Raw genomic sequence first — 25,345 nt, forward strand, 5'->3', positions numbered from 1 at the left:
AACATTGTCTGTACGTCTGTATAGCACACTTGGTGGCGGAGGTCACGGCCACGGTGATATACCCGTGGCCGATGGGCCGTGGTGCGGGCTCCCCTCAGGCGACGGCCTCTTCGCCGGCGAGCGTGGTGCGGTGCAGGAGTCGGACCGAGGTGGGTTCAAAAGGTAAGGCGCGGTGCAGCATTGCGGTGTTGTCCCAGATGACGAGGTCGCCTTTGTGCCAGTGCTGGCGCAAGGTGAACTGCGGCTGGGTCGAGAACTCGACGAGCTTGTCGAGCAGGGCGCGCCCTCGCGATGTGGGCCAGTCGATGATCTCCTGCGCCGTGGCCCCGAGCAGCATGGATTTGCGGCCGTTGCGCCGTGTCCAGATCAGGGGGTGGATTTGGGTAGGGACGCGGTCCCAGGTGGCGCGCTCGTCTGCGGTGGCGTCCGGGTTGGCCAGCGCCTGGGCTGCGGCGAAGCTGTGCAAGACCCGCAGACCGTCGAGTTCGTCGCGTTCGGCGGAGCTGAGCGCGTCGTAAGCGGCGTAGGTGCTGGCGAATTCGGTGTCACCACCGGCGGGGTCGACTTCGCGCGCAGAGAGCAGTGTCGCCTTCTGCGGTATCGATTGGGTCGCGCCGTCGATGTGCCAGTGAAAGTTGCCCTGTCGATACGACGCGAGCAGGGCATTGGTTTTGCTGGGATCCATGGTGATGGTTTGGATTTCGGGATGTCGGTGCTCGCCGGTCGGCTGGGTGACCACCGTGCCCAGCAGGCGGCTGAAGGCCAACAGGTCGTCGTCGTCGATGTGCAGCTCCCGGTAGATCACTACGCCGTAGCGCTCCAGGGCGGCATGGGTGTCCTCGGCCGCGCCGCGGGTGAGCAGTTGCCCGGGGTGACATCCGGTGATCTCGATACCGACCGAGTCGGTGAGTGCGCGCGCGGTGCCGATCATGGCGGACTCCAACCGTGCGTTTGGTGATTTGTACAAACAATACTATACGTGCGTACAGCCCAGCGGGCCGGTGATGGGGTTGGTCGGGGTCAGGGGTTGTCGAGGGGTTCGACGTTGTCGAGGAAACGCTGCACGAGCGTCAGGGTTTCGGCGTGGCCGGTCTGGGTGCCCAGTGATTCTTCGAGCATGATCATCCGCGGGATCCACACCAGCAAGAACAGCGCCGCGGCCGCCGGGACCCCGGAGCGGTCACGGTTGTGGGGTTCCCAGTGCGCGGTCACCGAGGCCAGCAGGGCCTGGCGGACCCGTTCGCCTCCTTCGCCGAGGACCGCGCGTAGCTGCGGGCGGTGGTTGGCCAAGGCGAGGAATTCCAGCAACAGGGCCGAGCCGCGTTGATCGTTGGCATAGGCCCAGACGGCGCGCAGGGGGTGTGGTGAGCGGGTGGCGTCGCCGAGGTCGGCGACGATGCGGTCGGTGGAGCGCCGCAGGACCGTGGCGAGCAGGTCCTCGACCGACGGGAAGTAGTACTGCACCAGGCCCGGAGCCACGTCGGCGGCGGCGGCGATGCTGCGAAATGTCATGGCCGCGTGGCCCTGCTCGAGCAGGAGTTGTTCGGCGGCTGCCAGGATCGCGTCGCGCTTCTGGGTGCGGCGCGCGCCGGCGCGGCCGGTGGGCGCCATCAGGCCCGGCGGCGTGACCGTGCCGGGGCGCGCTTGCGGCGTACCGACCGGGTTTCGATGGAGTCGAGGTAGTTCTCGATGGCTTTGATCACCTCGCGGTGCGATCCATCGACCCCGATCCCGCCTTCGAGGTTCAGAAACTTCGGGATACCGGTGACCAGCAGGGCGACCGCCCCCAGCGACAATTCCCCGGGCAGCTGTGCACCCTTACCGAATTTGCGTGCCAGGGCGGCGATCTCGACGGCGCGGACCTGGTTGGTGACCTCCGCGATCGCGGACTGGATGGATTTGCGGTGATTGCCCAGCGCCATGAATTCGGTCATCAGTGCGCCGGTGGCCTCATCCCAGCTGAAGTCCCACAACGCATGCAACGGATCCTCGCTGCGCGCCTCGAGCGCTGAGCTCAACACCGCGGAGTTGCGCTCGGCGTAACGCTGGATCGCGGCCAGGAAGATGTCATCGAGTGTCGGGAAGTAGTACTGCACCAGGCTGGGGGTGACATCGGCCTTGGTCGCCAGAGCCCGATAGGTCACGCTGGCGTAGCCCTCGTCGAGCATCATCGTTTCGACGCAGTCCAGCAGCGCGTCGCGGGTCTTGGATGTCTCCGCGCCGACGCGACGGGGTGTTGCAGCCACGGCCACCTCACTGGTTCGAGTTACGCCCATTTTCGCACTCGCCAACTGCTGTACATTCGTATAGTGTCGCATGGGAGTGGCGCGCCGCGGTGGTGTACGCGCGGCGCCGTGATCCCCAGGAGACCTTATGTCGGCCGACCCCGATCTGGATGCGTTGCGTCGCGATGTGCAGTATCTACTGGACCGCACCGCGATCTTGGACTGCGTCGCGCGCCACGCCCGGGGCTGTGACCGCCACGATGTCGACCTGATCGGCGCGGCCTACCACGATGACGGGGTCGACGAGCACGGTGCTGTCGTCAACTCCGGACCGGATTACGGTTTGTGGGCCAACAAGACTCATGCCGAAACATCGCTCGTGCACACCCACAACATCACCACCCATTCGTGTGAGATCGACGGCGATACCGCGCACGCCGAAAGCTACGTGCTGGTGGTGCTTGTCGGGTCTGACGGGGCGAGCGCGCAGTTCATCACCGGGCGGTATCTGGATCGGTTGGAGCGCCGTGGCGGGCAGTGGCGGATCGCGTTGCGCCGCTCCACGGTCGAGGGCATGTTCGTCGCTGATGCCCGTGTGTTGCAGTCGAAGTTCTTCAAAGCCCAGGGTTACTTGGTGGGCACCCGGGATCGCGCAGATCTGTCTTATGCGCGGCCGCTGACGATGCAGGCACCCGACCCGGCCCGCTGGTAGCCCTACCCCCGGTCGGGCGGCGGCTTACTGGGTGTACATGCCGCGGTAGGCGAACGCCGGGTGGCGCGGGCTGATGTGGGCCTCGTCGGTGTCGAAGAGCTTCTGGCGCAACGTTCCTGGCCGGTACTCGCGTTGCATGATGCCCTTGTCCTGCAGCACGGGCACCACGTGGTCGAAGAATTCGTCGTAGGTCTCGGGCATGAGGGCGTTCATGATCTGTACCCCGTCCACGCCGGCGGCCTGCAACTCCAGCAGGCGATCGGCGATGCGTTCCGGGGTGCCGGCCAGGGTTTGCATGCGCGGCAACGACGTTAAGAAGTCGTGCACGGTCGGTTTGGCCCCGGCCGCCCAGGCGTTAATGAGGGCGTTGAACGCGCCGCGGATGCCGGGGATGTGGTCGACCAGGTCTTCCAGGGTGTCGCCGGGTCGTAGAGGCCGAGGTCCAGGCCGCTGAGGCTGGAGAAGTAGGCGGTCTGGGCTTCAGGGCTGCGGAACTCTTCGAGGTCGCGCCATTTGCGTTGGGCCTCTTCGTCGGTGGAGCCGACGATCACCATCATGCCGAGCAGAAACTTGATGTCGTCGTCACGGCGACCGTGCTGGCGGACGATGCCGCGCACTGTGCCGACCTGAGCGGCGATCGCCTCTGGGGTCGCCGCCGACAGGAACATCAGCTCGGCGTGGCGGCTGGCGAACTCCAGACCGGCCGCCGACCCGCCCGCCTGGGCCAGGATGGGAACCCGCTGCGGTGAGGGGGCCATCAGGTTGAAGCCCTCTACCTGGTAGCGCTCACCGACGTGGTTGATGTCGTGCACTTTGGTGGGATTGGCGTAACGACCTCGGTCGGGGTCCTCGGTGATGGCGTCGACGTCCCAGGATCCCTCCCACAGCTTGTACATCACGTCGACGTATTCCTCGGCCCAGGCGTAGCGCTGTTCGTGGGACAGATTGCCGGGTAGGCCGAGATTGCGGAACGCGCGTTCGTTGGCGGAGGTGACGATGTTCCATCCGACCCGCCCGCCGCTGAGCTGATCCAGCGTGGATGCCATGCGCGCGAACACAAATGGGTGATGCTGGATTACCGAGCTGGTGTACATCAAGCCGATGTCGCTGGTTTGGTGTGCCAGCGCCGGTAACAGCATGCTGCAATCGGCGATGGGAACGTTCATGGCCTGTTCGAAGATGACGTCGCGGGAGCCGTTGAATTCGCCTTGAATCCCGAGCAGGTCGGTGAAGAAGAAGGCGTCGATCTTGGCGGCTTCGGCCTTCTTGGCCAGCTCGACCCACAGGTCCAACGAGGCGTACTCCCGGTTGCGGGAACGGGGGTGGCGCCAGATTCCGTGAAAGTTGTGGCCGATCGCGCTCATCACCAACAACGTCACGATCAACCGGTTGTGCCGTGCACCGCTCACGCCGCATCTCCTGCATTCATCGAAGGACTGAATCTGTGACCGATTGAGCGCGTCAGACGCCGGCCGGGCCGGGGGCGCCGTGCATGTACAGCGTCTGCCCGGAGCAGAAACTGGATGCGTCGGAGGCGAAAAACAGCACGCCGTAGCCGATCTCGTCAGGCTCGCCGAGACGACCGATGCCGTTGGTCATCGCGATCGCCTCAGGATCTAGGCCGTAGCGGGCCGCGTCGTCGGTCAGGGTAGCCGCCCGAACTGCCCCGACCGCGATCGCGTTGACCCGGACTCCTTTGCGGCTCCACGCCGCGGCCATCGAACCCGTCAGGTTGTTCACCGCCGCTTTCGCCGCACCATAGGGCGCGGCTTGCGGCATCGCCAACAGACTCGCGCCCGAGGAAATGTTGACGATGGCGCCCTTACCCTGGGCGAGCATCGGCTCCGCCGCGGCACGCGAGAGATGCCACACCGCACCGAAATTGAGCGCCAGCGTCTTCTCGAAGTCGTCATCGGGCCACTTCAGAATCGACTTCGTCTCGGCCCCGCCGGCGCAGTTCACCAGAATGTCGAGCCGGCCGAATTCCCGCAGCGCCGCCTCCACCAGGCTTTGGCAGGCATCTGCCGTCGTGACATCAGTCGACACCGCCAACGCCCGCCGCCCCAGCGCCTGAGCTTCCTTGGCCGTGGATTCCAGGGGATCTGGGCGTCGCCCGGCGAGCACGACATCAGCACCGTGCTCGGCGAGTACCAGAGCCGATCCCCGGCCAATCCCGGTGCCACCGACGGTTATTACGGCAACGCGTCCGTCCAAAGAGAAGCGATCGTTCACCCAACCAGCCTTCCGTCGACAGCGACTGTGCGATCGTACAGCAGATGCTATATGGTCGTACAGCCAGCGATGAGGAGGGTGTCTTGAGCGACGACGTGTACTACGACCCGTGGGATATCGACATCGATCGTGACCCCTACCCGACCTATCGTCGGCTTCGCGACGAGGCCCCGGTGTATTACAACGAGCGGCACGACTTTTGGGGCGTCAGCCGCTATGTCGATGTCGATGCCGCCCTCAAAGACACCGCCAGGCTCAGCTCCGCCAAAGGCGACATCCTCGAAGTCGTGATGACTGACCCCGTGATGCCACCAGGGATCTTCATCAACGAGGACCCGCCGCTGCACACCATCCACCGCGCGATCGTGTCGCGGGCCTTCACCCCGAAGAAGATGCGGGCCATCGAAGACAAGATCCGCGCATTCTGCGTCGCCTGCCTTGACCCGCTGGTCGGCGGCGAGCACTTCGACTTCGTCGTCGACCTCGGCGCCGAACTTCCCATGCGCACCATCGGAATGCTCGCCGGCATCCCCGACGCCGAACAACCCGCCGTGCGCGCGCACGCCAACCAGGTGCTGCGCAACGAGCCCGGTAAACCGATGGCGATCAAAAAAGATCACTACTTCACCGGCGAGATGTTCGGCGAGTACGTCGAATGGCGGGAGAAAAACCCCTCCGATGACCTCATCACCGAGCTGCTCAACGTCGAATTCGACGACGAAACGGGCACCCACCGCAAGCTGACCAAACAAGAACTCATCGTCTTTCTCGCCGTGGTCGCCGGTGCCGGCGTGGAAACAACGGGGCGTTTGTTCGGCTGGATGGGCAAGGTTCTGGCCGAACACCCAGATCAGCGCAAAGAACTCGCCGCCGACCCCACGCTCATTCCCGGCGCTATCGAAGAACTGCTGCGCTACGAACCTCCCGGGCCGCACGTGGCCCGCTACGTCGCCACCGACGACGTCACTTTCCACGATCAGGTCATTCCCGCGGGCAGCGCGCTGTTGATGATGCTGGCGTCAGCCAACCGCGACGAACGCCACTTCACTGACCCCGACTGCTTCGACATCCGACGCAAACCTGGCGGGCACCTGACCTTCGGTCGCGGCGCCCACTTCTGCGTCGGCGCACCACTGGCCCGACTCGAAGGCCGCGTCGCCCTCGAAGAAGTCCTCAAACGCTTCCCCGAATGGCACATCGACCTCGACAACGCCCGCCGCTCACGCACCTCCACCGTGCGCGGGTGGGACACCATGCCGGCCCAACTCAGCTAGCCACTTTTCTGCCTACAGCGCCTGCGGGAGCAGGACGATCTTGCCGTGGGTGTGGCGCCGCTCGAGTTCGGTGAACGCGTCGACGACCCGGTCCAACGGGTACGTCCTCGCCACGTCGAACTCCACCGCTCCCGAGACGATCAGGTCGGCGACTTCCTGTAGGACGGCCGCGGTCGACGCCTCGGCGCTGCCTTCGGTCTTTGCCCCCACTTCGGCGGCCTTCGCGAACGAGATGATCGTGTTGATTCGCTCGACCGGCACGCCGAGGTCGACAGCCAGTTGGACATAGTCGGGGCCGAACAGGTCGATGAAGGCGTCCAGGCCATCGGGCGCCGCCTGCCGTATGCGGTCGGCCAAGCCGTCGCCGTATTCGATCGGCTCGACACCGTGCGAACGCAACCATTCCGCGTTGCTCGACGACGCGATGCCCAACACCCGTACACCGAGTTGGGTCAGCAGCTGCACGACGATGCTTCCGACCCCGCCGGCCGCGGCGGACACCGCCACCGTGTCTCCGCGCTTGGGCTGCACGGCCCGAACCGCGGCGTAGGCCGTGGCACCCACGACGTACAGGGAACCTGCTGTCTCCCAACTCAATTCGTCCGGTTTGCGGATCAGCTGATCGGCGGAGACGGTTGCGTGGGTGGCGTGGCTCGATCGCCGGTGGCTGAATCCGAGTACCTTGTCGCCGACCGCGAAATCGCTTACACCTTTGCCGATCTCGATAACGATGCCGGCGAGGTCGCTGCCCTCGCCAGATGGGAAGGTGGCGGGGAACTGCTCGTGTAGGGCCCCGCTACGGATACCCGCCTCACCGGGGTTGATACCGGCGGCGCGCACCTCTACGAGCACCTCTCCCGCACCGGGTGTCGGCCTGTCGACGTCCGCGACATAGAGGACGTCAGGACCGCCGTAGTTGTCGAATCGGACTGCGCGGGTTTGTGTCGTTGGCATTCCTGCGCCAACGAGGCCCTGCGCGGAACTATTCCGGCATCAGGCGACCACGTTGATCGGGTCGCCGATGTGCACCGTGTCGAAATACCACGCGGCATTGTCCGGGCTGAGGTTGATGCAGCCGTGGCTGACGTTCGCGTAGCCCTGCGAGTCCACCGACCACGGCGCCGAGTGCACGTAGACCCCACCCCAGGTGACCCGGACTCCGTATTGCGCGGTGATCTTGTACCCGTCGGACGACTCGAGTGGGATGCCGATGGTGCGCGAATCCATCACGACCGTGCGCTCTTTCGACAGCGCAGAGAAATTTCCGATCGGTGTCGGGCGGCTGGGCTTGCCCATCGACGCTGGCATCGTGCGCAGCACCTCGCCGTTCTGGGTGACCGTGAAGGTGTGCGCGGAAATGCTTGCGGTGCCAACCACTTCGTCGCCGGTCTCGAATCCCGTCGACAGCGCGTGCACCGAGACGCCGATGTGGCTGTGCGCGGGCCAGTAACCGTTCGGCTTCCATTCGACGACATTCGGTTCCGGCCAATCGAGTTGCCCCGCCATGTGGTTGGGCGCGGTGACCGTGATCGACCGTTCGACTGCCGCGCGATCGGCGACCGGGCCGTTGAAGGTGATGATCACCGGGTGGGCCACGCCGACCACGGCGCCACCGGCCGGTTGGATCGAGGCGACGGCGGGGGCCGGGCCGGGTGGCGCTATCGCCGCCACACCCGGTGCGGCTGACGCCACCATGGTCAGCGCGGCGGTTGCGGCCGCGAGCCAGCCCATACGAATCGATCTACGCACGGTGCCCACCCTCCGAGACGATGCGAGCCCCGCTCGCATTCCGTCTCTCTAATATGCCCTATGTTCCTTTCAGCAAAGGGAACATAAGTTGCGAACGTCGCAAATTGCTGTCCATGTTACAGGCGATATGCCCTGTTAGGCCGGGTATTTGCGGGCATCGACGGTGATGTGGCCGCGGCCGCTGCGCGTGCGTTGGCAAGCGTCGAGACGGCTCTCAGCCGTGCCAGCTGCTCCAGCGCTGCACGGCGACGGCGATCACCGGCCCGTCGAGCGAAACCGATTGATACTGGGCATATTTCGCCCGTAGGAGGTCGCGCCCCTTTCGCGCCGGGTCGCCGTCGTAATGGATCGCGGCGACACCGTCGGCCCGCACCCACCACAGCTGGGCCCAATCCTCGTCGTAGTGATCGACGAGCAGACTCACCTGTGGATTGTGCTCGATATTGGACAGCCGTCGAAGCCGTTGCGTGCTCTTGGGTTTGGCGTCGATCGCGGTGTACACCACCTGTTCGTGCACGGCGAAGACCACCGGCACCAGGTGCGGGCGACCGTCCGGTCCGGCCGTGGCCAGCCGGGACACCGGTGATCGGGCGAATCGAGCCTCGGCGTCGAAGTCGGCCATGAGGCCGAGACTAGCCGGGCCTGATCAGCGCGAGAACGACGTTCTGCAGGCCTGCACTCGTACTTCTGCTGCGAAAGGTCGATCTCGATCTCGGCGTGGCTCGGCCATGCCTAGTTGATGCTGAGCCCGCCGTCGACGACGATCGTCTGCCCGGTGACGTAGCCGCCGGCCGGCGACGCCAACCAGACGCCGGTGGCGGCGAGTTCGCGGTCGTCGCCGAGTCGGCCGAGCACCAGTCGATGTGCCTGGCTGTCCAGGTATTCGGGCGGGTACTCGTCAGTCATCTCGGTCTTGAAGAAGCCCGGAGCGAGCGCGTTGACCCGAATTCCCTTGCGGGAGCCCCATTGCTGGGCCAAGTCGCGGGTGAGTCCGATGACCGCCGCCTTGCTCGCGCTGTAGGCGGCCTGCGGCAGTCCCGCGGTGGTGATGCCGAGAATGCTGGCGATGTTGATGATCGAACTGCCCGGCTTCATGACGCGGCCGCAGGCCTGCGCCAACCAGTAGGACCCGTTGAGATTGACATCGATCACCGAGCGAAACTGTTCGGGTGTCTCGCGGGTCGCGGGCACGGCGGTGCCGACCCCGGCGTTGTTGATCAACACGTCGACCCGCCCGAAAGCCTCCATCGCGGAGTCGACCAGCGCCTGACCCTGCTCCGGCACGCTCACGTCGGTGCCGACCGTCAGGGCCTTGCGGCCGGCGGCCTCGACCAGGGCCGCGGTGTCGGCCAGTCGCTCGACCCGGCGGGCCCCCAGTACGACGTTGGCGCCGGCCTCGGCGAACGCCTGCGCGAACGCAACGCCCAACCCGGACGAGGCGCCGGTCACGACCACCACTTTGTCGTCGAGTCGGAAAGAGTCCAGAACGCTCATGCGCAAGAAGCTACCGTCTAGCAACTTTTGGGCCTGATCGCGCCCGAGGCTTGATACCGCAACACGTCGATATGCCCGATCAGCCGGGGCAGGCTACGGTTAGATGAACGGCATCGCTGGTCAATCGGGCTGGAACTCATGCAGGAGGTAACGGGATGAGCGGATCGCACCGCCGCACACCGCGGAGGTCGTTGAGCGTGCTCAGTCTGTTGGCAGCGACGGGACTGGCATTCGCCACGGTGCCCGCGAACGCGGCCCCCGTCATGCCGCCCCTTCCGCGCGACGCCGCATCGGCGACCTCGGTGGTCGGACCCCAGATCGTCGATATCGACGCCAAGCTGGGCTTCCAAAGCGCGATCGGCGCCGGCACCGGCATCGTCATCGACCCGAGCGTCATCCTGACCAACAACCACGTCGTCGCCGGCGCGACCGACCTGACAGCGCGCTCGATCGCCAACGGCCAGGTTTTCCCCGCCACCGTGATCGGGTTCGACCGCCAACACGACATCGCGGTCCTGCAGCTGGCGGGCGGCGGTCTGCCGGTGGCCAACATCGGCAACTCGGACTCGGTCAGCGTCGGCGAACCGGTCGTCTCGCTGGGTAACGCCGGTGGTGTCGGCGGGGCGCCGAGTGTGGAGGAGGGGCGGGTCGCCGCGCTGAATCAGACGGTGTCGGCCAATGACGCCCTGACCGGCAGCACCGAAACCCTGGTCGGGCTGATCCAGATCGACGCGAACATCCGCCCCGGCGACTCGGGCGGCCCGACGGTCAACTCCGCCAACCAGGTGATCGGCATGAACACCGCCGCGTCGCAGAACTTCCACCTCGGCCGCGGCCAGGGCTTCGCGATCCCGATCAACCAAGCGATGGCCATCGCCGGGCAGATCCGGTCCGGCGCCTCGTCGCCGACTGTGCACATCGGGCCGACCGCGTTCCTCGGCGTCGGTGTCAACGACGCCCCGGGCGGCGGCGGCGCGATCGTCCGTCAGGTGATTCCGTCCGGCCCTGCCGCGGGCGCCGGTCTCAACCCCGGCGACGTGATCAACGCAATCAACGGACAGCCGGTCAACTCGGCCACCGCGCTGACGAACATTCTCGACCAGCACCACCCGGGCGATCACGTCAGCGTGGGACTGCAGGGCCGCGCGATCGACGTGACGCTGGGCGACGGCCCGCCGGGCTGATGCCCTAACGCCGCGGCTCGGCCAGCAGCGCTCAATTCGTTTGGCGCATAAGGTTTTCGATGCCGCACCCCGGGTACGTGTAAGGTCGTGGACTTGACCAGGGACACAGAACACACGTCCGAGCACGACCCCGCGGAAGGTAGCCACGTCGAAGGCGGCGTGGTCGAACATCCCAGCGCCGACGAGTTCACCGAGGCCAAGTCGCTGCCCGCCGACCCAACCTGGTTCAAGCACGCGGTCTTCTACGAGGTCCTGGTTCGCGCGTTCCTGGACGCCGACGCGGACGGCTCCGGCGACCTGCGTGGGCTGCTGCAGCGGCTGGACTATTTGCAGTGGCTCGGCATCGACTGCATCTGGCTGCCGCCGTTCTACGACTCGCCGCTGCGCGACGGCGGCTACGACATCCGCGACTTCTACAAGGTGCTGCCCGAGTTCGGCACCGTCGAGGACTTCGTCGCGCTGCTCGACGCGGCCCACGAGCGCGGCATCCGCGTCATCACCGACCTGGTGATGAACCACACCTCGGACTCGCACCCGTGGTTCCAGGAATCCCGCAACGACCCGGACGGCCCCTACGGCGACTTCTACGTGTGGAGCGACACCAGTGAGAAATACACTGACGCGCGCATCATCTTCATCGACACCGAAGAGTCGAACTGGACCTTCGATCCGGTGCGTAAGCAGTTCTACTGGCACCGCTTCTTCTCCCATCAGCCCGACTTGAACTACGACAACCCGGCCGTGCAGGAAGCGATGATCGACGTGCTGCGCTTCTGGCTCGACCTCGGGATCGACGGCTTCCGTCTGGACGCCGTGCCGTACCTGTTCGAGCGCGAGGGCACCAACTGCGAGAACCTGCCCGAGACGCACGCGTTCCTCAAGCGCTGCCGCAAGGTGGTCGACGACGAATTCCCGGGCCGGGTGCTGCTGGCCGAGGCCAACCAGTGGCCGGCCGACGTCGTCGAATATTTCGGTGACCCCAGCACGGGCGGCGACGAATGCCACATGGCGTTCCACTTCCCGTTGATGCCAAGGATTTTCATGGCGGTGCGGCGCGAGTCGCGGTTCCCGATCTCGGAGATCCTGGGGCAGACGCCGGAGATACCAGATATGGCGCAATGGGGAATCTTCCTGCGCAACCACGACGAGTTGACGCTGGAGATGGTCTCCGACGAAGACCGGGACTACATGTACTCCGAGTACGCCAAGGATCCACGGATGAAGGCGAACGTCGGGATCCGTCGCCGCCTGGCGCCGCTGCTGGAGAACGACCGCAACCAGATCGAACTGTTCACCGGGCTGTTGCTGTCGCTGCCCGGTTCGCCGGTGCTCTACTACGGCGACGAGATCGGGATGGGCGACGTGATCTGGCTCGGTGACCGCGACGGCGTACGCACGCCGATGCAGTGGACCCCCGACCGCAACGCGGGCTTCTCCAAGGCCAACCCCGGCAGGCTGTACCTGCCGGCCAGCCAGGACTCGGTCTACGGCTACCAGGCCGTCAACGTCGAGGCGCAGCGCGACACCTCGACGTCGCTGCTCAACTTCACCCGGATGATGCTCGCTGTGCGCCGCCGCCACGACGCCTTCGCGATCGGCAGCTTCGAGGAGCTCGGCGGCTCCAACCCATCGGTGCTGGCCTTCCTGCGACAGGCGCCCGACGACGGCGACACCGTGCTCTGCGTCAACAACTTGTCGCGTTTTCCCCAGCCTCTGGAGCTCAACCTGCAACATTGGAGCGGGCACACACCAATCGAACTCACCGGGCACGTTGAGTTTCCGCGAATCGGCCACCTGCCGTACCTGCTGACGCTGCCGGGGCACGGGTTCTACTGGTTCCAGTTGTGCGGGTCCGAGGAGTCGCGATGAATCTGCCGTGGGCGGAATGGCTTCCACAGCAGCGCTGGTACGCGGGCCGCGGTCGCGAATTGGACACCGCCGAGCCAAGTTTGGTGGTGGAGCTGCGCGAAAGTCTGGACCTCACCCTCGTCGACGTCAGCTATAAGGACGGCTCGTCCGAGCGGTACCAGGTGATCGTCGGGTGGGATTCCGAGCCGCCCTCGGAGTTCAGCACCGTCGCCACGATCGGCGCCGACGGCGATCGGGTCGGTTTCGACGCACTGTACGACCCGGATTCGGCGGCGTTCCTGCTGTCGCTGCTCGACTTGTCGGCCACCCGCGGGAACGTGTCGTTCGGCAAGGAACCGGGCGTGAGCCTGCCGCTGAACGCCTATCCGCGGGTGTCGGACGCCGAGCAGAGCAACACCAGCGTGATCTTCGACCGTGACGCCATCGTGAAGGTGTTCCGTCGCGTGAGCCCGGGCATCAACCCCGACATCGAGCTCAACCGAGTGCTCGGCAGGGCCGGAAACCCACATGTGGCAAGGCTTTTGGGCAGCTATGAGCAGGCCGACGAGGACACCCCGCTGGGCATGGCGACCGAGTACGAGGGCAACGCCGCCGAGGGCTGGGCGATGGCGACCGCCAGCGTTCGCGACCTGTTCGCCGAGGGCGACCTGTACGCCTACGAGGTCGGCGGCGACTTCGCGGGCGAGTCGTATCGGCTGGGCGAGGCCGTCGCATCGGTGCACGCCGGTCTGGCCGAAGCGCTCGGCACGTCTCAGGCGCCGTTCCCGGTCGACACCGTGCTGGCCCGGCTGTCGTCGGCGGCCGCGGCAGTGCCCGATCTCGGGCAGTACGTTGCCGCGATCGAACAGCGCTTTCAGAAGCTGGCAGGGCAGACCCTCACCGTGCAGCGGGTGCACGGTGACCTGCACCTTGGGCAGGTGCTACGCACGCCGGAGTCCTGGCTGCTGATCGACTTCGAAGGTGAGCCGGGCCAGCCCTTGGCCGAGCGCCGTGCGCCGGACTCCCCGCTACGGGATGTGGCCGGTGTGCTGCGGTCGTTCGAGTACGCCGCCTACGGTCCGCTTGTCGACCAGTCCGCTGACAAGCAGTTGGCCGCGCGCGCCCGAGAATGGGTGCAGCGCAACCGAACCGCGTTCTGCGACGGCTACGCGGCGGCATCCGGGGTGGATCCGCGCGATTCCGCTCTGATTCTGGGGGCCTACGAACTCGACAAAGCGGTCTATGAAGCCGGCTACGAGTCTCGGCACCGGCCCGGTTGGTTACCCATCCCACTCCGGTCGATCGGCCGTTTTGTAGCAGACTGATCTGAGTCTCGCCTGAAACATGGCGCCTGATCTGCACATCGTGCGGTTCCGATGGAACCATAGTTTCATGCCCCGCGCGACGCTCGACCTTCGTGAGACGTTCGACAGTGAGGCCCGCCTCGCATATCTGCTGGCCGTACTGGCCGGTGTGCTGGGAGCGACCGCCTTCACTCACTCCGCCGGATACTTTGTGACGTTCATGACCGGCAACGCCCAGCGCGCCGTCCTCGGTTACTTCCGGGACGACGTGGTTCTGTCGGTGACGGCCGGGCTGCTGCTGCTGAGTTTCGTCGCCGGGGTGGTGGTCGCGTCGGTGTGCCGACGGCATTTTTGGGTGGCGCACCCGCACGGCCCGGCGATGCTGGCCACCTTCAGCCTGTTGGCGGCCACGGTCGTCGACGTGTTCGACGAGGGCTGGTCGGAGAGTCAGCTCGACTTTCCGCCGATCATGCTGCTGACCTTCGGAATTGGCGCTCTGAACACGTCATTCGTCAAAGACGGCGAGGTGTCGGTGCCACTGAGCTACGTGACCGGCACGCTGGTCAAGATGGGCCAGGGCATCGAGCGCCACCTCGCCGGCGGAAGTCTGGCCGACTGGTTCGGCTATTTCCTGCTGTGGGGCAGCTTCATCGCCGGCGCAACCATCGGTGGCGTGATGAGCCTGTTCGTCAACGGCACCGGAATGCTGGTCTTCGCGTCCGGGGTCTGCACGCTGGCGACCGGTTACACCTACTTCCATCAGGACCGCCGCGCCCTGCTGAACAACTAGCGGACCGCCCGGATTTGGAATCTCGCTAAGCACAAAGAACATCGGCCGCAGCGCCTGGGGGAAGCGCTGCGGCCGATGTGTGTGAAGGGGTCTATCAGGTGGCGTTCGGGCCACCGCTCAGGGTCCGCTGAATGTCGGGCTTCATGGCGACCAGTTGCTGGTTCCAGTAACCCCAGTCATGCGTGCCGTTGGGCGGGAAGTTGAACGTGCCGTTGCGACCACCCGCGGCGGCGTAGTTGTCGCGCCACTGCTCGTTGGTGCGCAGCGTGAACTGCTCGAGGAACTTGGCCGGCATGCTGTTGCCGCCCAGGTCGTTCGGGGTGCCGTTGCCGCAGTAGATCCAGAGCCGGGTGTTGTTCTGCACCAGGCGGGGGATCTGAACCATCGCGTCGTTGCGCTTCCAAGCCGGGTCGCTGGTCGGACCCCACATGTTGGTCGCGTTGTAGCCGCCCGCATCGCCCATGGCTAGGCCGATCAGCGTCGGCCACCATCCCTCGGAGGGGTTCAGGAAGCCGGACAGCGACGCCGCGTAGGAGAACTGCTGCGGGTAGTACGCGGCCAGGATCAGCGCCGAGCCACCCGACATCGAAAGCCCCACGGCCGCATTGCCGTTCGGCGAGATGCCTCGGTTGGCCTGCAGGTAGGTGGGCAGTTCGCGGGTGACGAACGTCTCCCACTTGTAGGTCTGGCAACCCGACTTACCGCACGCCGGCTGATACCAGTCGCTGTAGAAACTGGACTGCCCGCCGACCGGCATGATCACCGACAGGCCGGACTGGTAGTACTCCTCGAAGGCGGGAGTGTTGATGTCCCAGCCGTTGAAGTCTTCCTGGGCGCGCAGCCCGTCGAGCAGATAGACCGCGTGCGGCCCGCCGCCCTGGAACTGCACCTTGATGTTGCGGCCCATCGCCGCGGAGGGCACATTCAAATACTCGACCGGCAGACCCTGCTTGGAGAACGCCCCCACGGTCGCCGAGCCTCCGATAGCACCGACCAGGCCGGCCAGCAGTGCTGCCCCGATGGTCGCGATTGCCAGTCGGCGCGGGACCGTACCCACCGCGCTCCGGAACTTCTCTGCGAACTTCATAGCTCCTATCCCAACTTTCATCTGCCGCATAAGGCGGTCGAATAGCTGTCTGTGGCAGTCAAACACGCCAGTAACTACAAGCGTGTCACTCGCGGCGGGATGGGGGATCGCGGTTCGCTAACGATTGGGTCGCGAGTGTCTCCCGTGGATAACGAAACGAAAACGCCCCCTGCTCAAAGCATTTGAGCAGGGGGCGTTACGCTGTCGTGACCTAGGTGAGGAGGCGACGCAAAAGCGTTGATGCCGTGGCGATTCCGAGGACCGCCGCCACCACCAGGACCACCACGTCCAACGGGTTGAACGCGGTGCCGATCAGCAGTGCCCGCAACGCGTGGACCTCGTAGCTCAGCGGGTTCACCGTGCTGAGCGCGTGCAGCCATCCGGGCATCACGTCGACCGGGTACAGCGCGTTGGACGCGAAGAACAGCGGCATCGTGATGGCCTGGCCGATACCCATCAGCCGGTCGCGGCTGCGCACCAGTCCGGCCAGCGTCATCGACAGGCAGGCGAAGAACGCCGACCCCAGCATCACCACCGCCATCGCCGCCAGGATGCGCAACGGGTTGACCGTCACCCCGATACCCATCAGGTAGGCGAGCGCCAGCACGCCGACCACCTGGGCCACCGACCGCACGCCCGCCGCAAACGCCTTGCCGGAGATCAAGGCCGATGCCGGCGCCGGCGTGACCGTCAACTTGGCCAGAATCCCCGCGTCGCGGTCCCAGATGATCTGGATGCCATAGAAAATCGAGATGAACAGCGCCGACTGGGCGATGATGCCCGGTGCGAGGAATGCCAGGTACGACACCGAACCGGTGTCGATCACGTGCAGCTTCGAGAACGTGGTGCCGAAGATCAACAGCCACAACGCCGGTTGCACCATCCGCGTGACAAGTTCGGTGCGGTCGTGGCGCAACTTCTGCATCTCCACGACCGCGAAGGCGCCGACGCGACCGAATGTCGCGGGCACGCGCTGCCACCCGTGTGGCGCCCGCACCAGCGCGCGGGGAGCGGGCTGGACGGCGGTATCAACCGGCACGGCTGGCAACCTTTCTGCTGGAACGGATTTCGCGGAACGAGCCCGCGGCTTCACCTTGCTCGGACAGGCCCGAAGCGGTGTAGTGCCGGAACACGTCCTCTAAAGTCGCGCACGCCGACACCGTCGACTTCAGCTTCGCCGGGGTTCCGACGGCGCGCAGCGTGCCGTGGTGCATCAGCGCCACCCGATCGCACAACGCGTCGGCTTCCTCCATGTAGTGCGTGGTCAGTAGCACGGTCATGCCGTACTGGTTCTGCATGTTCAGCACATGGCTCCAGACCCGGTCGCGAGCTATCGGGTCCAGTCCCACCGTCGGTTCGTCGAGCACCAGCAGCGAGGGACGGTTGACCAAGGCCTGCGCCACTTCCAGTCGGCGCACCATGCCGCCGGAGTAGGTACCCGCCGGCCGACCAGCGACGTCGAGTAATTCCATCGCGTCCAGCGCCTCGTCCACGCGGTGCGAGCGCTGCGCGCGCGGCACCCCGTACAGCCGCGCGAACCAGGCGACGTTCTGTCGGCCCGTCAGCGCGGGCTCAATCGAAAGCTGTTGCGGCACATAGCCGATATTGCTGCGGATGTCGGTTGTCTGGTGGCGCGCGTCGAGACCGAAGACGCGCAGTTCGCCGTGCTGCACCGGTGTCAGCGTGGTCAGCATTCGGACCACGGTGGTCTTGCCGGCACCGTTGGGCCCGAGCAGGCCCATCGTCTCGCCGGGACGGACCTGCAACGTGACGTCGTCGACGGCGGTGAACTGCCCGTAGCGGTAGGTGAGGTTGCGGGCGTCGACCGCCATCGGTAGTGCTCTGCTCATGGTCAGCGCTCCTGTAGTCGTCGGGTCAGGGTGTCGAGCACTGCCAAACCTTTTGTCAGGTCTTCGATTTGGTCGTCACCGAGTCCCTCGATCACGTCGGCCAGCATGGCGCGCCGCGCCGCGCGGGAGGTGTCGACGATCTGCTGGGCCGCGCCGGCCAGACGCAACTGACCGACCCGGCGGTCGGTCTCATCCGCGGTGCGGACCAGGTAGCCCTTGTTGACCAGCTTGGACACCAGCGTCGAGGCGGTGTTGGCGACGAGCCCCAACTCCGCTGCGGCGGCGCTGACCGAGATGCCGGGCTGCCGGGCGACCAGCCACAGCAACTCTGATTGCGACTCGGTCACGCGGGCCGAGTCGAAGCCCTGTCCGGACGAGCGGCGGAGTTGCCGGCGAAACCTGCCGACGACGCGTGATACCTCGGTGACCGGGTCGATGAGAGTGTTCACTTGTATCTGTTTACGAGCTAAGTATGTGTAGAGGCTATGTCCGAGCTAGCAGCGAGCTACTTCTGCAGACGATGCAGTACCACGTCAGCGAGAACCCCGTCATTGATGCTCGTCGTCATGTAGGTGCAGAACGGCTGCCTGCGTCGATCCGTCGGCGAACCGGGGTTCAGCAGTCGCAGACCGGTGCTGGTGGTGGTGTCCCAGGGGATGTGGCTGTGGCCGAACACCAGCACGTCGGTGTCGGGGTAGTGCCGCGACATCCGGGCGTCGCGACCGGCGCTACCGCCGGTCTCGTGGGTGACGGTCAAGCGCAGCCCGTCGAGCACCGTGTCGGCGCGTTCGGGCAGCCGCGCCCGCAGCTCGGGCCCGTCGTTGTTGCCCCAGCAGGCGATCAGTCGGGCCGACCGGGCGGCCAATTCGTCGAGGAGTTCCGGCACCACCCAGTCGCCGGCATGGATGACGACATCGGCTCGAGCAACTTCGTCCCACACCCGCGCCGGCAACTCACGGGCCCGTCGTGGGACGTGGGTGTCGGCGAGTAGCAGCAACTTCACCTGGCCATCATGCGGGCGGTGATGACTGGTCCTGACCGCGGGCTTCCGCGCCGGTTTCGCCGACGTCGAGGGCGTCGTCGTGACCGATGGTCCGGCCGACGTAGTGGCCGTCACCGTGGACGCCTTTGCGCGAGCGGGCCTCGTGCGTCTCCCGCTCGACATCGTCTTCGGCCTTATGGCCTTTACGGCGCCAAAATCGCATGGTGGTGGTTACCCGGACGGCATTCCAGGCGAAACATCCCGGTGCTGGGGCCGATGCCGCCAGGTGGCACGATGCTTACCAGCGCCGCCCGCGTTGTCCGTGGGCCCACTCAAAGGAGAGAAACGCCATGCGCACCTTCGATTCCGTCGCCGACCTTGCCTCGATCAAGGGCGAAAGCATCGGCGAGAGCGACTGGGTGACCATCAGCCAGGAAGACGTCAACCTGTTCGCCGACGCGACCGGTGATCACCAGTGGATCCACGTCGACCCGGAGCGGGCGGCGAAGGGACCGTTCGGCAAGACCATCGCGCACGGATTCATGACGCTGGCGCTGCTGCCGCGACTGCAACACCAGATGTACACGGTCAACGGCATCAAACTCGCAATCAACTACGGCCTCAACAAGGTTCGTTTCCCTTCGCCGGTCCCGGTCGGCTCGCGGGTGCGCGCCAAGAGCTCGCTCGTCGACGTCCAGGATCTCGGCGACGGCGCGACTCAGGCGACGGTGTCGACCACCGTCGAGGTCGAGGGCAGCGACAAGCCGGCGTGCGTCGCCGAGAGCGTCGTCCGCTACATCTCCTGAGTGATCATGGATGCTGCGCTGGCCTCCTGGCTGGACGATGGACTCTACTTCGACTATCTCGGCTTCGACGTCTTCTACCGGGTCGAGGGCAGCGGCCCGCCGCTGCTATTGATTCACGGCTACCCGTTCAACTCGTTTGACTGGCAACCCATCTGGCCAACGTTGACGCAGCGGTTCACCGTCATTGCACCGGACATGATGGGCATGGGCTTCTCGGCGAAGCCGGTTCACTACGAGTACTCGGTGCACGACCACGCCGATATGCACGAGGCCTTATTGGAACACCTGGGTATCCGTTCCGCTCACATTTTGGCGCACGATCTCGGTGACTCGGTGGGCCAGGAACTGTTGGCGCGTCACGAGTTTGGCCAGCCCGCATACGGATCGCTGACTATCGACTCGATCACCTGGCTCAACGGCGGCATGTTCGTCGAGACCTATACGCCGCGGGCGGCGCAGAAGCTGCTGTCGGGAACTCCGTTGGGCGACATCCTGAGTCCGCTGCAGAACAGTCCGGTATCGCGACGCGTGCTGGAGCCGACACTGCGGGAGATGTTCGGCCCCAACACCAAACCAACCCCGCACATGATGGAGGTCTTCCATCAAATCCTCGGTTACAACGACGGTCGGCGGGTGCTGCACAAAGTGGGGCGCTTCATCAAAGACCGTCACACCCACCGGAATCGGTGGGTACGGGCGATGCGCGAGACCGACGTGTCAATGCGATTGATCGACGGACCGATCGACCCGAACTCCGGGGCGCACATGGCCCGCCGCTACGCCGAGGTGATCCCCGGCGCCGACGTGGTGATGCTCGCCGAAGACATCGGGCACTGGCCACAACTCGAGGCGCCGGAGGCGGTACTGGAGCACTTCCTCGCGCACATCGACCGGGTGACGGCCTAGAACTCGGCGACGGCGTGCTCGAGGCGTTCGGCCAGGCGCGCTTGCGCCTGCTCGCGCCTCGTCGGCAGATGCTGCGACGGGAAAGGCGTTGTTACGGGCTCGTATTCGCGCAACGTGCGCCGGGCCACGGTCATCTTGTGCAGTTCGGTCGCGCCGTCGGCGATGCCCAGCGACTCCGCAGCGATCATCATCTTGACGAACGGCATCTCGTTGGACACTCCGAGCGCGCCGTGCAGGTGCAGCGCGCGCTGAACCACGTCGTGCAACACCGTGGGCATCGCGACCTTGACGGCGGCGATGTCGCGGCGCACCTTCTGGTAGTCGTGATGCTTGTCGATCAACCACGCGGTGCGCAGCACCAGCAGCCGAAACTGCTCGATCTGGATCCAGCTGTCGGCGATCTTCTCCTGTGTCATCTGAAAGTTAGACAGTGGCCCCATCCGGGTTTGCCGCGATACCGCTCGCTCACACATCATGTCGAATGCCTTGCGGGCCAACGCAATCGTGCGCATAGCGTGGTGGATGCGTCCGCCGCCCAACCGGGTCTGCGCGATGGCGAATGCGTCGCCCTCGCCGCCGAGGATGTGATCGGCAGGCACTCGGACGTCGGCGTAGCGGACGTAGCCGTGGGTGGCGTGCGAGTCGGTCCCGACCCCGACGTTGCGGATGATCTCTACGCCGGGGGTGCCGGCCGGGACGATGAACAACGACATCTTGTCGCGGGTGCGCGCGTCGGGATTCGTGACGGCCATGACGATGAAGAAAGTCGCGTGCCGCGCGTTGGTGGAGAACCACTTCTCGCCGTTGATCACCCAGTCGTCCCCGTCGCGTTCGGCGCGCGTCTCGAACAGGCCGGGATCGGAACCGCCCTGCGGCTCGGTCATCGAGTAGCAGGAGGTGATGTCGCCCGCCAGCAGAGGCTCCAGGTAGCGGGTCTTCTGCTCAGGCGTGCCGAATAGAGCAAGGATCTCGGCGTTGCCGGAGTCGGGTGCCTGGGAGCCGAACACCGACGGCGCCCACCGCGAACGGCCCAGGATCTCGTTGAGCAGCGCCAGCTTCACCTGGCCATAGCCCTGTCCGCCGAGTTCGGGTTTGAGATGCGCGGCCCACAACCCGTGCTCGCGGACCTGCTGCTGCAGCGGTCGTAGGACCGCCATGGTCTCGGGGTCCTTCTTGTCGTACGGGTCGAGCGATACCAGGTCGAGCGGCTCGAGTTCGTTGACCATGAATTCTTCGACCCAGTCCAGTTTCATCTGGTATTCAGGGTCGGTTTCGAAGTCCCACACGTCTGGGACGCTACTACTCTGGCTCGCGATGACAATCCACACGCGCCCCGGGCGCAAAGCCGACGTTCCCGAGTTGGCGCAGGCGCTTGCCCACGCGTTCTTCGACGACCCGGTGACGGTCTGGATGATGCCGGAAGAGAAGGCGCGAGTGAAGAGCCTGCGCAAGTTCTTCGGCACCGTCACCCGGCACCATCATCTGGCCGGCGGGGGTGTGGAGGTGGCCACCGACGGGTCGACGATTGGTGCGGCGGCGCTCTGGGATCCGCCGGGCCGCTGGCAGCAGTCGACGGGGGAGCAGCTCAGGATGCTGCCGTCGTTCGCCCTCGGGTTCGGGCCGCGACTGTCGATGGGCCGTCGGCTCGGCGAGTTGTTCGCGACGATGAAGGCGCAACACCCCGAGGAGCCGCACTGGTATCTCGCGGTGATCGGCAGCGATCCCGCGGTGCGCGGCAAGGGCTACGGGCAGGCGTTGATGCAGTCGCGTCTCGACCGTGTCGACGCCGAGCACGCGCCCTGCTACCTGGAATCGAGCAAGGAAGACAACATTCCCTACTACGAGCGGTTCGGCTTCCAGGTGGTGAGCGAGATCGTCATCCCCCGGGGCGGTCCGACGCTGTGGCCGATGTGGCGCCCGCCGCGGTAGGTGTTTAGCTGTCGGGGCCCGAGGGCAATCGACTGCCCATGCCTGACGACGACACCCTGAGGCCAAGCGAAGCGACCGACGCCGACGAGGTCCGCAATGACGACGGCGACACCGTCGTCACCCCGCCCGACGACTGGAGCGAGGCGAACAAGTTCGGGGTGACCGCCCGCGAAGAACGCGAAGGCGAGTCCCTCGACCAGCGGCTCGCCGAAGAGGAACCCGACGTGCTGGAGGACGCCGGCCCCGACGAGCGTCCGGCGCACCAGCATCACGGTCAGATCAGTGGAACCCCCGAGGACGGCGAGTCCCTTTTCGGACGGTGAGTGCGTGTGGTGTCGTGCACGGTCACGCGGAATTGCATCGCGCGGTAGGGCCATCCGTCGGCCGTGTGCCATTGCGACACCACCAGACCGACGCCGCCGACCGCGTCCAGCTTCGACCCCGGCAGGACGTAGCCGCCATAGAGTTGTGCGACTCGTCCGCCGGCGTGGTCTTCGTCGTCCCAACTCGATCCGACGACCGGGATCTGCAGGGTCGCGTTGCGCACCGCCGTGGGCGAACTCATCACGCGGTATCCCAGCGCGTACTGCGATGCCAGAAATCCGCCCAGAACCCATCTGCCGCTGTCGAGTCGGCGCAGCGACAGCTCGCCCCAAGCCTCGCCGGCGGGTGTGACCGGTGTCGGACGAGCACCCCACGACCACAAGCCCTTTGCGCGGCCCCAGCTGACGTACTTTCGTCGATCGGCGATGTGCTCGGGGCGTACCCGTTGCAGGATGATTCCCTTGTCGCGCTGAAAACCGGTGGAGGCCACGTAGATCCAGCCGTCGACGGGATCGTGGTCCCAGCTCCAGCATTGCGCGTGGCCGTCGTGCAGGCCGGCCGGAAAGGTGGCGCCCAAGCGCCGCCAGGACACGGCGCTGTCGTCGGACCGCCAGATCTCGGTCCACACCACGTTGCCGAAGCCGCGGTTGACGATCGCGTGTAGATACAGCGAATCGCCCACCCGGAGCAGATCGGACGGGATCACGGTGCTGATGCCGCGGCGCGGACGGCCGTTCGGGCCGGTTCGGTGCTCGTAGCGCCACAGCTGATGCGCGAACTCGCGGTCGGGGCCGCCGGCCCGCCGGTAGCTGATCGGATGGTGGGCGTCGCCGGTCCCGATCAGGATCACCGGTGAGCGCCAATGTCCTTGTCCGACTGCGTCACCCGAGAAGGTATCGCCGAAGACCGAGACCAGTGACCCGTCGGGGGCCGTCACCGATGCGCCGAGGTCGGTGCAGTTGACGCCCCACCGGTCGGTGAGCCCGGGGCCGGTGATGTCGGCAAGCTTGCCTTCGCGACGCACGAAGGTCAGTCCGAGAACGGGGTGACGGGCCGTTCGCGTCGCTGCCCGTCGACGGTGATGTCGAGCCGCTCGTTGAAGAACGCGACGTGGTCGCGTACGGGCTCGGCTTCGCGCAGTGGATCGCGGTAGGTCCACGCGATATCAGCCGGTCCGCCCGGCGCCGAGAAATACGACGCGCGGCCCTTGTAGGCGCAATCGCTGACGGTGTCGGACGATTGGAGATCGGCGATGAGGTCGGCGGGCGGCAGGTAGAACCGGGTCGGCAGGCCGGTCTCGAACAGCAGCAGCGGCCGCGACGACTCGGCCAGCACCCGCCCGTCCGACTCGATCCGAACGTGACGGGTGCTAGCGAGGATATCGATGCGCTTGAACGGGTCGTGTGGATGCGAGACGACCGGTTCGTCTTCCTCGCGCCAGTCGAAGGCGCTGAAGTCAATGGTGAGGTAGCCGGCCAGGTCGGGGTCGTCCGGCTGGAAAGCCGCCGAGGGGCAGCGTCGGCCTTCGACAACCACGTCGAACACCTCGCCGGTACAGCTATGTGTCGCAAAGGGATTGGTCGGAACCAGGACCGGCAGCCCGGATACGTCGTCGACCCGGCCCGCCGATTCCAGCCTCGCTGCGAAGTCGGTCTGCGGCAGCGCATACGTCGGGACCAGCCGACGTGGCTCCCACACCAGCAACCCGTTCACGGTGTCGGCCACCAGCGCGTCGTTCAGGTAGATCCGCAGGCGCTTCTCGGTCGGTTCGTACCGTAGCGATTTCAACGCGTCGTCGAGCAGGTCTCTCATCCTGGTCCCCATCACTCCACTATGGCGCGGGATGCACCGATTCGACGGTGTACAGGTGCGGCTCGAAGCCGATTGCCAGCTCAGCGCACTTGCCCATGTGCTCGCGGGCAGTCGGGTTCTGCTGCATCGCCTGCATCGCAGCGGCGTCCCGCCACTGCGCGTAATTGACTACCCGGGTGCCGTCAGTGCTGACGTGGATGTTCGCCGAGACGAATTCGTCGACGTACTGCATCACGTCCTCGGTGGCTTCGGTCAGCAGTGCGGCGAGTTGTTCGGCGTTCTCGGGTTCGACGGTGAACACGTTGATCAGCGTCGCGTGGTCGGCGTGAGGGGTGATGACGGTCATGATGCCTCCTTGTATGTCAGGTTCCTGACGAAACTATAAGTGTAAGGTTCCTGTCATGCAACCGTCCGACGCCGAACGCTCGATCGGCTATCTGGTGAAGCGGGTTCAACAAGGGCTGCGGCGCGAATGCGATGCCGCGCTGAAACCCACGGGGTTGTCGATGGCGCAATACACGACGCTGCGGGCGTTGAAGGAACATCCCGAGGCGTCGGCGGCCGAGCTGGCACGGCTGTGCTTTGTCACCCGTCAGTCACTGCAGGACGTGCTGACGGGACTGCGCTCTGCGGGTCTGATCGAGAACGCCGCGGCGGAAACGCGCGGGCGGGCTCAGTCGTTGGCGCTGACGAGGCAGGGATCGCGGCGGCTCAGCGCCGCACACGATGCGGTGTTCAGCGTGGAAGACATTATGCTGCAGGGTGTTTCGGTACGAGACCGTCGAGCGGTCGCAGACTTGCTGTTACGTTGCGCCCAGAACCTGGAGGGCTAGCGGG

31 protein-coding genes are annotated in these 25,345 nt (G+C 65.8%); 11 read left to right on the top strand and 20 right to left on the bottom strand.

Going from position 1 to position 25,345, the window contains the following annotated elements; genetic code table 11:
* Window positions 1-94: 94 nt before the first annotated feature.
* The 3 genes from PT015_RS18690 to PT015_RS18700 all read right to left on the bottom strand — a co-directional run bounded on the left by PT015_RS18690 (window position 95) and on the right by PT015_RS18700 (window position 2,252).
* Window positions 95-931, bottom strand: coding sequence for a TauD/TfdA dioxygenase family protein (locus PT015_RS18690; protein WP_285186418.1), 837 nt, complete (start codon window positions 929-931; stop codon window positions 95-97).
* An 89-nt stretch (window positions 932-1,020) separates the two neighbouring features.
* Window positions 1,021-1,611, bottom strand: a complete 591-nt coding sequence (locus PT015_RS18695; protein ID WP_285186420.1) for a TetR/AcrR family transcriptional regulator — start codon at window positions 1,609-1,611, stop codon at window positions 1,021-1,023.
* Window positions 1,611-2,252, bottom strand: coding sequence for a TetR/AcrR family transcriptional regulator (locus PT015_RS18700; RefSeq protein ID WP_285191174.1), 642 nt, complete (start codon window positions 2,250-2,252; stop codon window positions 1,611-1,613). Before PT015_RS18700 ends, PT015_RS18695 begins: the two co-directional genes overlap by 1 nt.
* Before the next feature lie 121 nt (window positions 2,253-2,373).
* Between PT015_RS18700 and PT015_RS18705 the strand changes: the two genes are divergently transcribed.
* Window positions 2,374-2,937: a nuclear transport factor 2 family protein gene (locus PT015_RS18705; protein ID WP_285186422.1), complete on the top strand. Its 564-nt coding sequence runs from the start codon at window positions 2,374-2,376 to the stop codon at window positions 2,935-2,937.
* 24 nt (window positions 2,938-2,961) lie between these two features.
* Here the strand turns inward: PT015_RS18705 and PT015_RS18710 are convergent, their stop codons facing one another.
* The 3 genes from PT015_RS18710 to PT015_RS18720 are packed head-to-tail and all read right to left on the bottom strand — an operon-like array spanning window position 2,962 to window position 5,169.
* Window positions 2,962-3,234, bottom strand: coding sequence for a hypothetical protein (locus PT015_RS18710; protein ID WP_285186424.1), 273 nt, complete (start codon window positions 3,232-3,234; stop codon window positions 2,962-2,964).
* 14 nt (window positions 3,235-3,248) lie between these two features.
* On the bottom strand, window positions 3,249-4,346 hold the full coding sequence (locus tag PT015_RS18715; RefSeq protein ID WP_285186425.1) for an NtaA/DmoA family FMN-dependent monooxygenase: 1,098 nt from the start codon (window positions 4,344-4,346) through the stop codon (window positions 3,249-3,251).
* A gap of 52 nt (window positions 4,347-4,398) precedes the next feature.
* Window positions 4,399-5,169: an SDR family NAD(P)-dependent oxidoreductase gene (locus tag PT015_RS18720; RefSeq protein ID WP_285186426.1), complete on the bottom strand. Its 771-nt coding sequence runs from the start codon at window positions 5,167-5,169 to the stop codon at window positions 4,399-4,401.
* Window positions 5,170-5,213: 44 nt separating this feature from the next.
* Here PT015_RS18720 and PT015_RS18725 point away from each other — a divergent pair, with 44 nt between their 5' ends.
* Window positions 5,214-6,443, top strand: coding sequence for a cytochrome P450 (locus PT015_RS18725; protein ID WP_285186428.1), 1,230 nt, complete (start codon window positions 5,214-5,216; stop codon window positions 6,441-6,443).
* A gap of 12 nt (window positions 6,444-6,455) precedes the next feature.
* Here PT015_RS18725 and PT015_RS18730 read toward each other — a convergent pair whose 3' ends face one another.
* The 4 genes from PT015_RS18730 to PT015_RS18745 all read right to left on the bottom strand — a co-directional run bounded on the left by PT015_RS18730 (window position 6,456) and on the right by PT015_RS18745 (window position 9,686).
* Window positions 6,456-7,397 carry an NADP-dependent oxidoreductase gene (locus PT015_RS18730; protein ID WP_285186429.1) on the bottom strand — a complete coding sequence of 314 codons (942 nt, stop codon included), beginning with the start codon at window positions 7,395-7,397 and terminating at the stop codon, window positions 6,456-6,458.
* A gap of 39 nt (window positions 7,398-7,436) precedes the next feature.
* Window positions 7,437-8,192, bottom strand: coding sequence for a L,D-transpeptidase (locus PT015_RS18735; protein ID WP_390887858.1), 756 nt, complete (start codon window positions 8,190-8,192; stop codon window positions 7,437-7,439).
* Between the two features lie 214 nt (window positions 8,193-8,406).
* Window positions 8,407-8,814 (bottom strand): TIGR03668 family PPOX class F420-dependent oxidoreductase, encoded by a 408-nt coding sequence (locus PT015_RS18740; RefSeq protein WP_285186430.1) that lies wholly within the window; start codon window positions 8,812-8,814, stop codon window positions 8,407-8,409.
* Window positions 8,815-8,924: 110 nt separating this feature from the next.
* Window positions 8,925-9,686 (bottom strand): SDR family NAD(P)-dependent oxidoreductase, encoded by a 762-nt coding sequence (locus tag PT015_RS18745; RefSeq protein ID WP_285186431.1) that lies wholly within the window; start codon window positions 9,684-9,686, stop codon window positions 8,925-8,927.
* Window positions 9,687-9,841: 155 nt separating this feature from the next.
* On the opposite strand from PT015_RS18745, the gene PT015_RS18750 reads away from it, so the two are divergent.
* The 4 genes from PT015_RS18750 to PT015_RS18765 all read left to right on the top strand — a co-directional run bounded on the left by PT015_RS18750 (window position 9,842) and on the right by PT015_RS18765 (window position 14,812).
* The gene (locus PT015_RS18750; protein WP_285186432.1) at window positions 9,842-10,870 is read left to right on the top strand and encodes a S1C family serine protease; all 1,029 of its coding nucleotides are present in this window, start codon (window positions 9,842-9,844) and stop codon (window positions 10,868-10,870) included.
* 93 nt (window positions 10,871-10,963) lie between these two features.
* A complete protein-coding gene (treS, locus tag PT015_RS18755; RefSeq protein ID WP_285186433.1) occupies window positions 10,964-12,739 on the top strand; it encodes a maltose alpha-D-glucosyltransferase in 1,776 nt (591 codons plus the stop codon).
* On the top strand, window positions 12,736-14,043 hold the full coding sequence (locus PT015_RS18760) for a maltokinase N-terminal cap-like domain-containing protein (RefSeq protein ID WP_285186434.1): 1,308 nt from the start codon (window positions 12,736-12,738) through the stop codon (window positions 14,041-14,043). The genes treS and PT015_RS18760 overlap by 4 nt, the downstream gene beginning before the upstream one ends.
* A 67-nt stretch (window positions 14,044-14,110) precedes the next feature.
* Window positions 14,111-14,812, top strand: a complete 702-nt coding sequence (locus PT015_RS18765) for a YoaK family protein (RefSeq protein WP_285186436.1) — start codon at window positions 14,111-14,113, stop codon at window positions 14,810-14,812.
* 94 nt (window positions 14,813-14,906) lie between these two features.
* Here the strand turns inward: PT015_RS18765 and PT015_RS18770 are convergent, their stop codons facing one another.
* The 6 genes from PT015_RS18770 to PT015_RS18795 all read right to left on the bottom strand — a co-directional run bounded on the left by PT015_RS18770 (window position 14,907) and on the right by PT015_RS18795 (window position 18,954).
* A complete protein-coding gene (locus PT015_RS18770; protein WP_285186437.1) occupies window positions 14,907-15,899 on the bottom strand; it encodes an esterase family protein in 993 nt (330 codons plus the stop codon).
* A 211-nt stretch (window positions 15,900-16,110) separates the two neighbouring features.
* Complete coding sequence (locus tag PT015_RS18775; protein WP_285186438.1) at window positions 16,111-16,938, bottom strand: ABC transporter permease; 828 nt, start codon at window positions 16,936-16,938, stop codon at window positions 16,111-16,113.
* A complete protein-coding gene (locus PT015_RS18780) occupies window positions 16,928-17,749 on the bottom strand; it encodes an ATP-binding cassette domain-containing protein (protein ID WP_285186439.1) in 822 nt (273 codons plus the stop codon). The genes PT015_RS18775 and PT015_RS18780 overlap by 11 nt, the downstream gene beginning before the upstream one ends.
* A 2-nt stretch (window positions 17,750-17,751) precedes the next feature.
* Window positions 17,752-18,198 carry a MarR family winged helix-turn-helix transcriptional regulator gene (locus tag PT015_RS18785; protein WP_285186440.1) on the bottom strand — a complete coding sequence of 149 codons (447 nt, stop codon included), beginning with the start codon at window positions 18,196-18,198 and terminating at the stop codon, window positions 17,752-17,754.
* A 56-nt stretch (window positions 18,199-18,254) separates the two neighbouring features.
* Window positions 18,255-18,752: a metallophosphoesterase family protein gene (locus PT015_RS18790; RefSeq protein WP_285186442.1), complete on the bottom strand. Its 498-nt coding sequence runs from the start codon at window positions 18,750-18,752 to the stop codon at window positions 18,255-18,257.
* A 7-nt stretch (window positions 18,753-18,759) separates the two neighbouring features.
* Window positions 18,760-18,954 (bottom strand): hypothetical protein, encoded by a 195-nt coding sequence (locus PT015_RS18795; protein WP_285186443.1) that lies wholly within the window; start codon window positions 18,952-18,954, stop codon window positions 18,760-18,762.
* A 127-nt stretch (window positions 18,955-19,081) separates the two neighbouring features.
* On the opposite strand from PT015_RS18795, the gene PT015_RS18800 reads away from it, so the two are divergent.
* Together PT015_RS18800 and PT015_RS18805 are read left to right on the top strand one after the other, a co-directional pair.
* Complete coding sequence (locus PT015_RS18800) at window positions 19,082-19,537, top strand: MaoC family dehydratase (RefSeq protein ID WP_285186445.1); 456 nt, start codon at window positions 19,082-19,084, stop codon at window positions 19,535-19,537.
* A gap of 6 nt (window positions 19,538-19,543) precedes the next feature.
* Entirely contained in the window at window positions 19,544-20,443 is a 900-nt protein-coding gene (locus tag PT015_RS18805) for an alpha/beta fold hydrolase (RefSeq protein ID WP_285186446.1), read from the top strand.
* On the opposite strand, the gene PT015_RS18810 is transcribed toward PT015_RS18805, so the two are convergent.
* Window positions 20,440-21,729 (bottom strand): acyl-CoA dehydrogenase family protein, encoded by a 1,290-nt coding sequence (locus tag PT015_RS18810; protein ID WP_285186447.1) that lies wholly within the window; start codon window positions 21,727-21,729, stop codon window positions 20,440-20,442. The two genes, PT015_RS18805 and PT015_RS18810, sit on opposite strands and share 4 nt — an antisense overlap.
* Before the next feature lie 28 nt (window positions 21,730-21,757).
* Here PT015_RS18810 and PT015_RS18815 point away from each other — a divergent pair, with 28 nt between their 5' ends.
* Window positions 21,758-22,372, top strand: a complete 615-nt coding sequence (locus tag PT015_RS18815) for a GNAT family N-acetyltransferase (protein WP_285186448.1) — start codon at window positions 21,758-21,760, stop codon at window positions 22,370-22,372.
* A 38-nt stretch (window positions 22,373-22,410) separates the two neighbouring features.
* Window positions 22,411-22,695: a hypothetical protein gene (locus PT015_RS18820; protein ID WP_285186450.1), complete on the top strand. Its 285-nt coding sequence runs from the start codon at window positions 22,411-22,413 to the stop codon at window positions 22,693-22,695.
* Here the strand turns inward: PT015_RS18820 and PT015_RS18825 are convergent.
* The 3 genes from PT015_RS18825 to PT015_RS18835 are packed head-to-tail and all read right to left on the bottom strand — an operon-like array spanning window position 22,647 to window position 24,854.
* Window positions 22,647-23,720: a DUF4185 domain-containing protein gene (locus PT015_RS18825; protein WP_285186451.1), complete on the bottom strand. Its 1,074-nt coding sequence runs from the start codon at window positions 23,718-23,720 to the stop codon at window positions 22,647-22,649. The two genes, PT015_RS18820 and PT015_RS18825, sit on opposite strands and share 49 nt — an antisense overlap.
* 5 nt (window positions 23,721-23,725) lie before the next feature.
* Window positions 23,726-24,520 carry a DUF427 domain-containing protein gene (locus tag PT015_RS18830; RefSeq protein WP_285186453.1) on the bottom strand — a complete coding sequence of 265 codons (795 nt, stop codon included), beginning with the start codon at window positions 24,518-24,520 and terminating at the stop codon, window positions 23,726-23,728.
* A gap of 7 nt (window positions 24,521-24,527) precedes the next feature.
* Window positions 24,528-24,854 (bottom strand): antibiotic biosynthesis monooxygenase family protein, encoded by a 327-nt coding sequence (locus PT015_RS18835; RefSeq protein WP_285186455.1) that lies wholly within the window; start codon window positions 24,852-24,854, stop codon window positions 24,528-24,530.
* A 55-nt stretch (window positions 24,855-24,909) separates the two neighbouring features.
* Between PT015_RS18835 and PT015_RS18840 the strand changes: the two genes are divergently transcribed.
* Window positions 24,910-25,341, top strand: coding sequence for a MarR family winged helix-turn-helix transcriptional regulator (locus tag PT015_RS18840; RefSeq protein WP_285186456.1), 432 nt, complete (start codon window positions 24,910-24,912; stop codon window positions 25,339-25,341).
* Window positions 25,342-25,345: the final 4 nt, after the last annotated feature.

This window comes from Candidatus Mycobacterium wuenschmannii, from assembly GCF_030252325.1.
GTDB classification, from domain to species: Bacteria; Actinomycetota; Actinomycetes; order Mycobacteriales; family Mycobacteriaceae; genus Mycobacterium; species Mycobacterium wuenschmannii.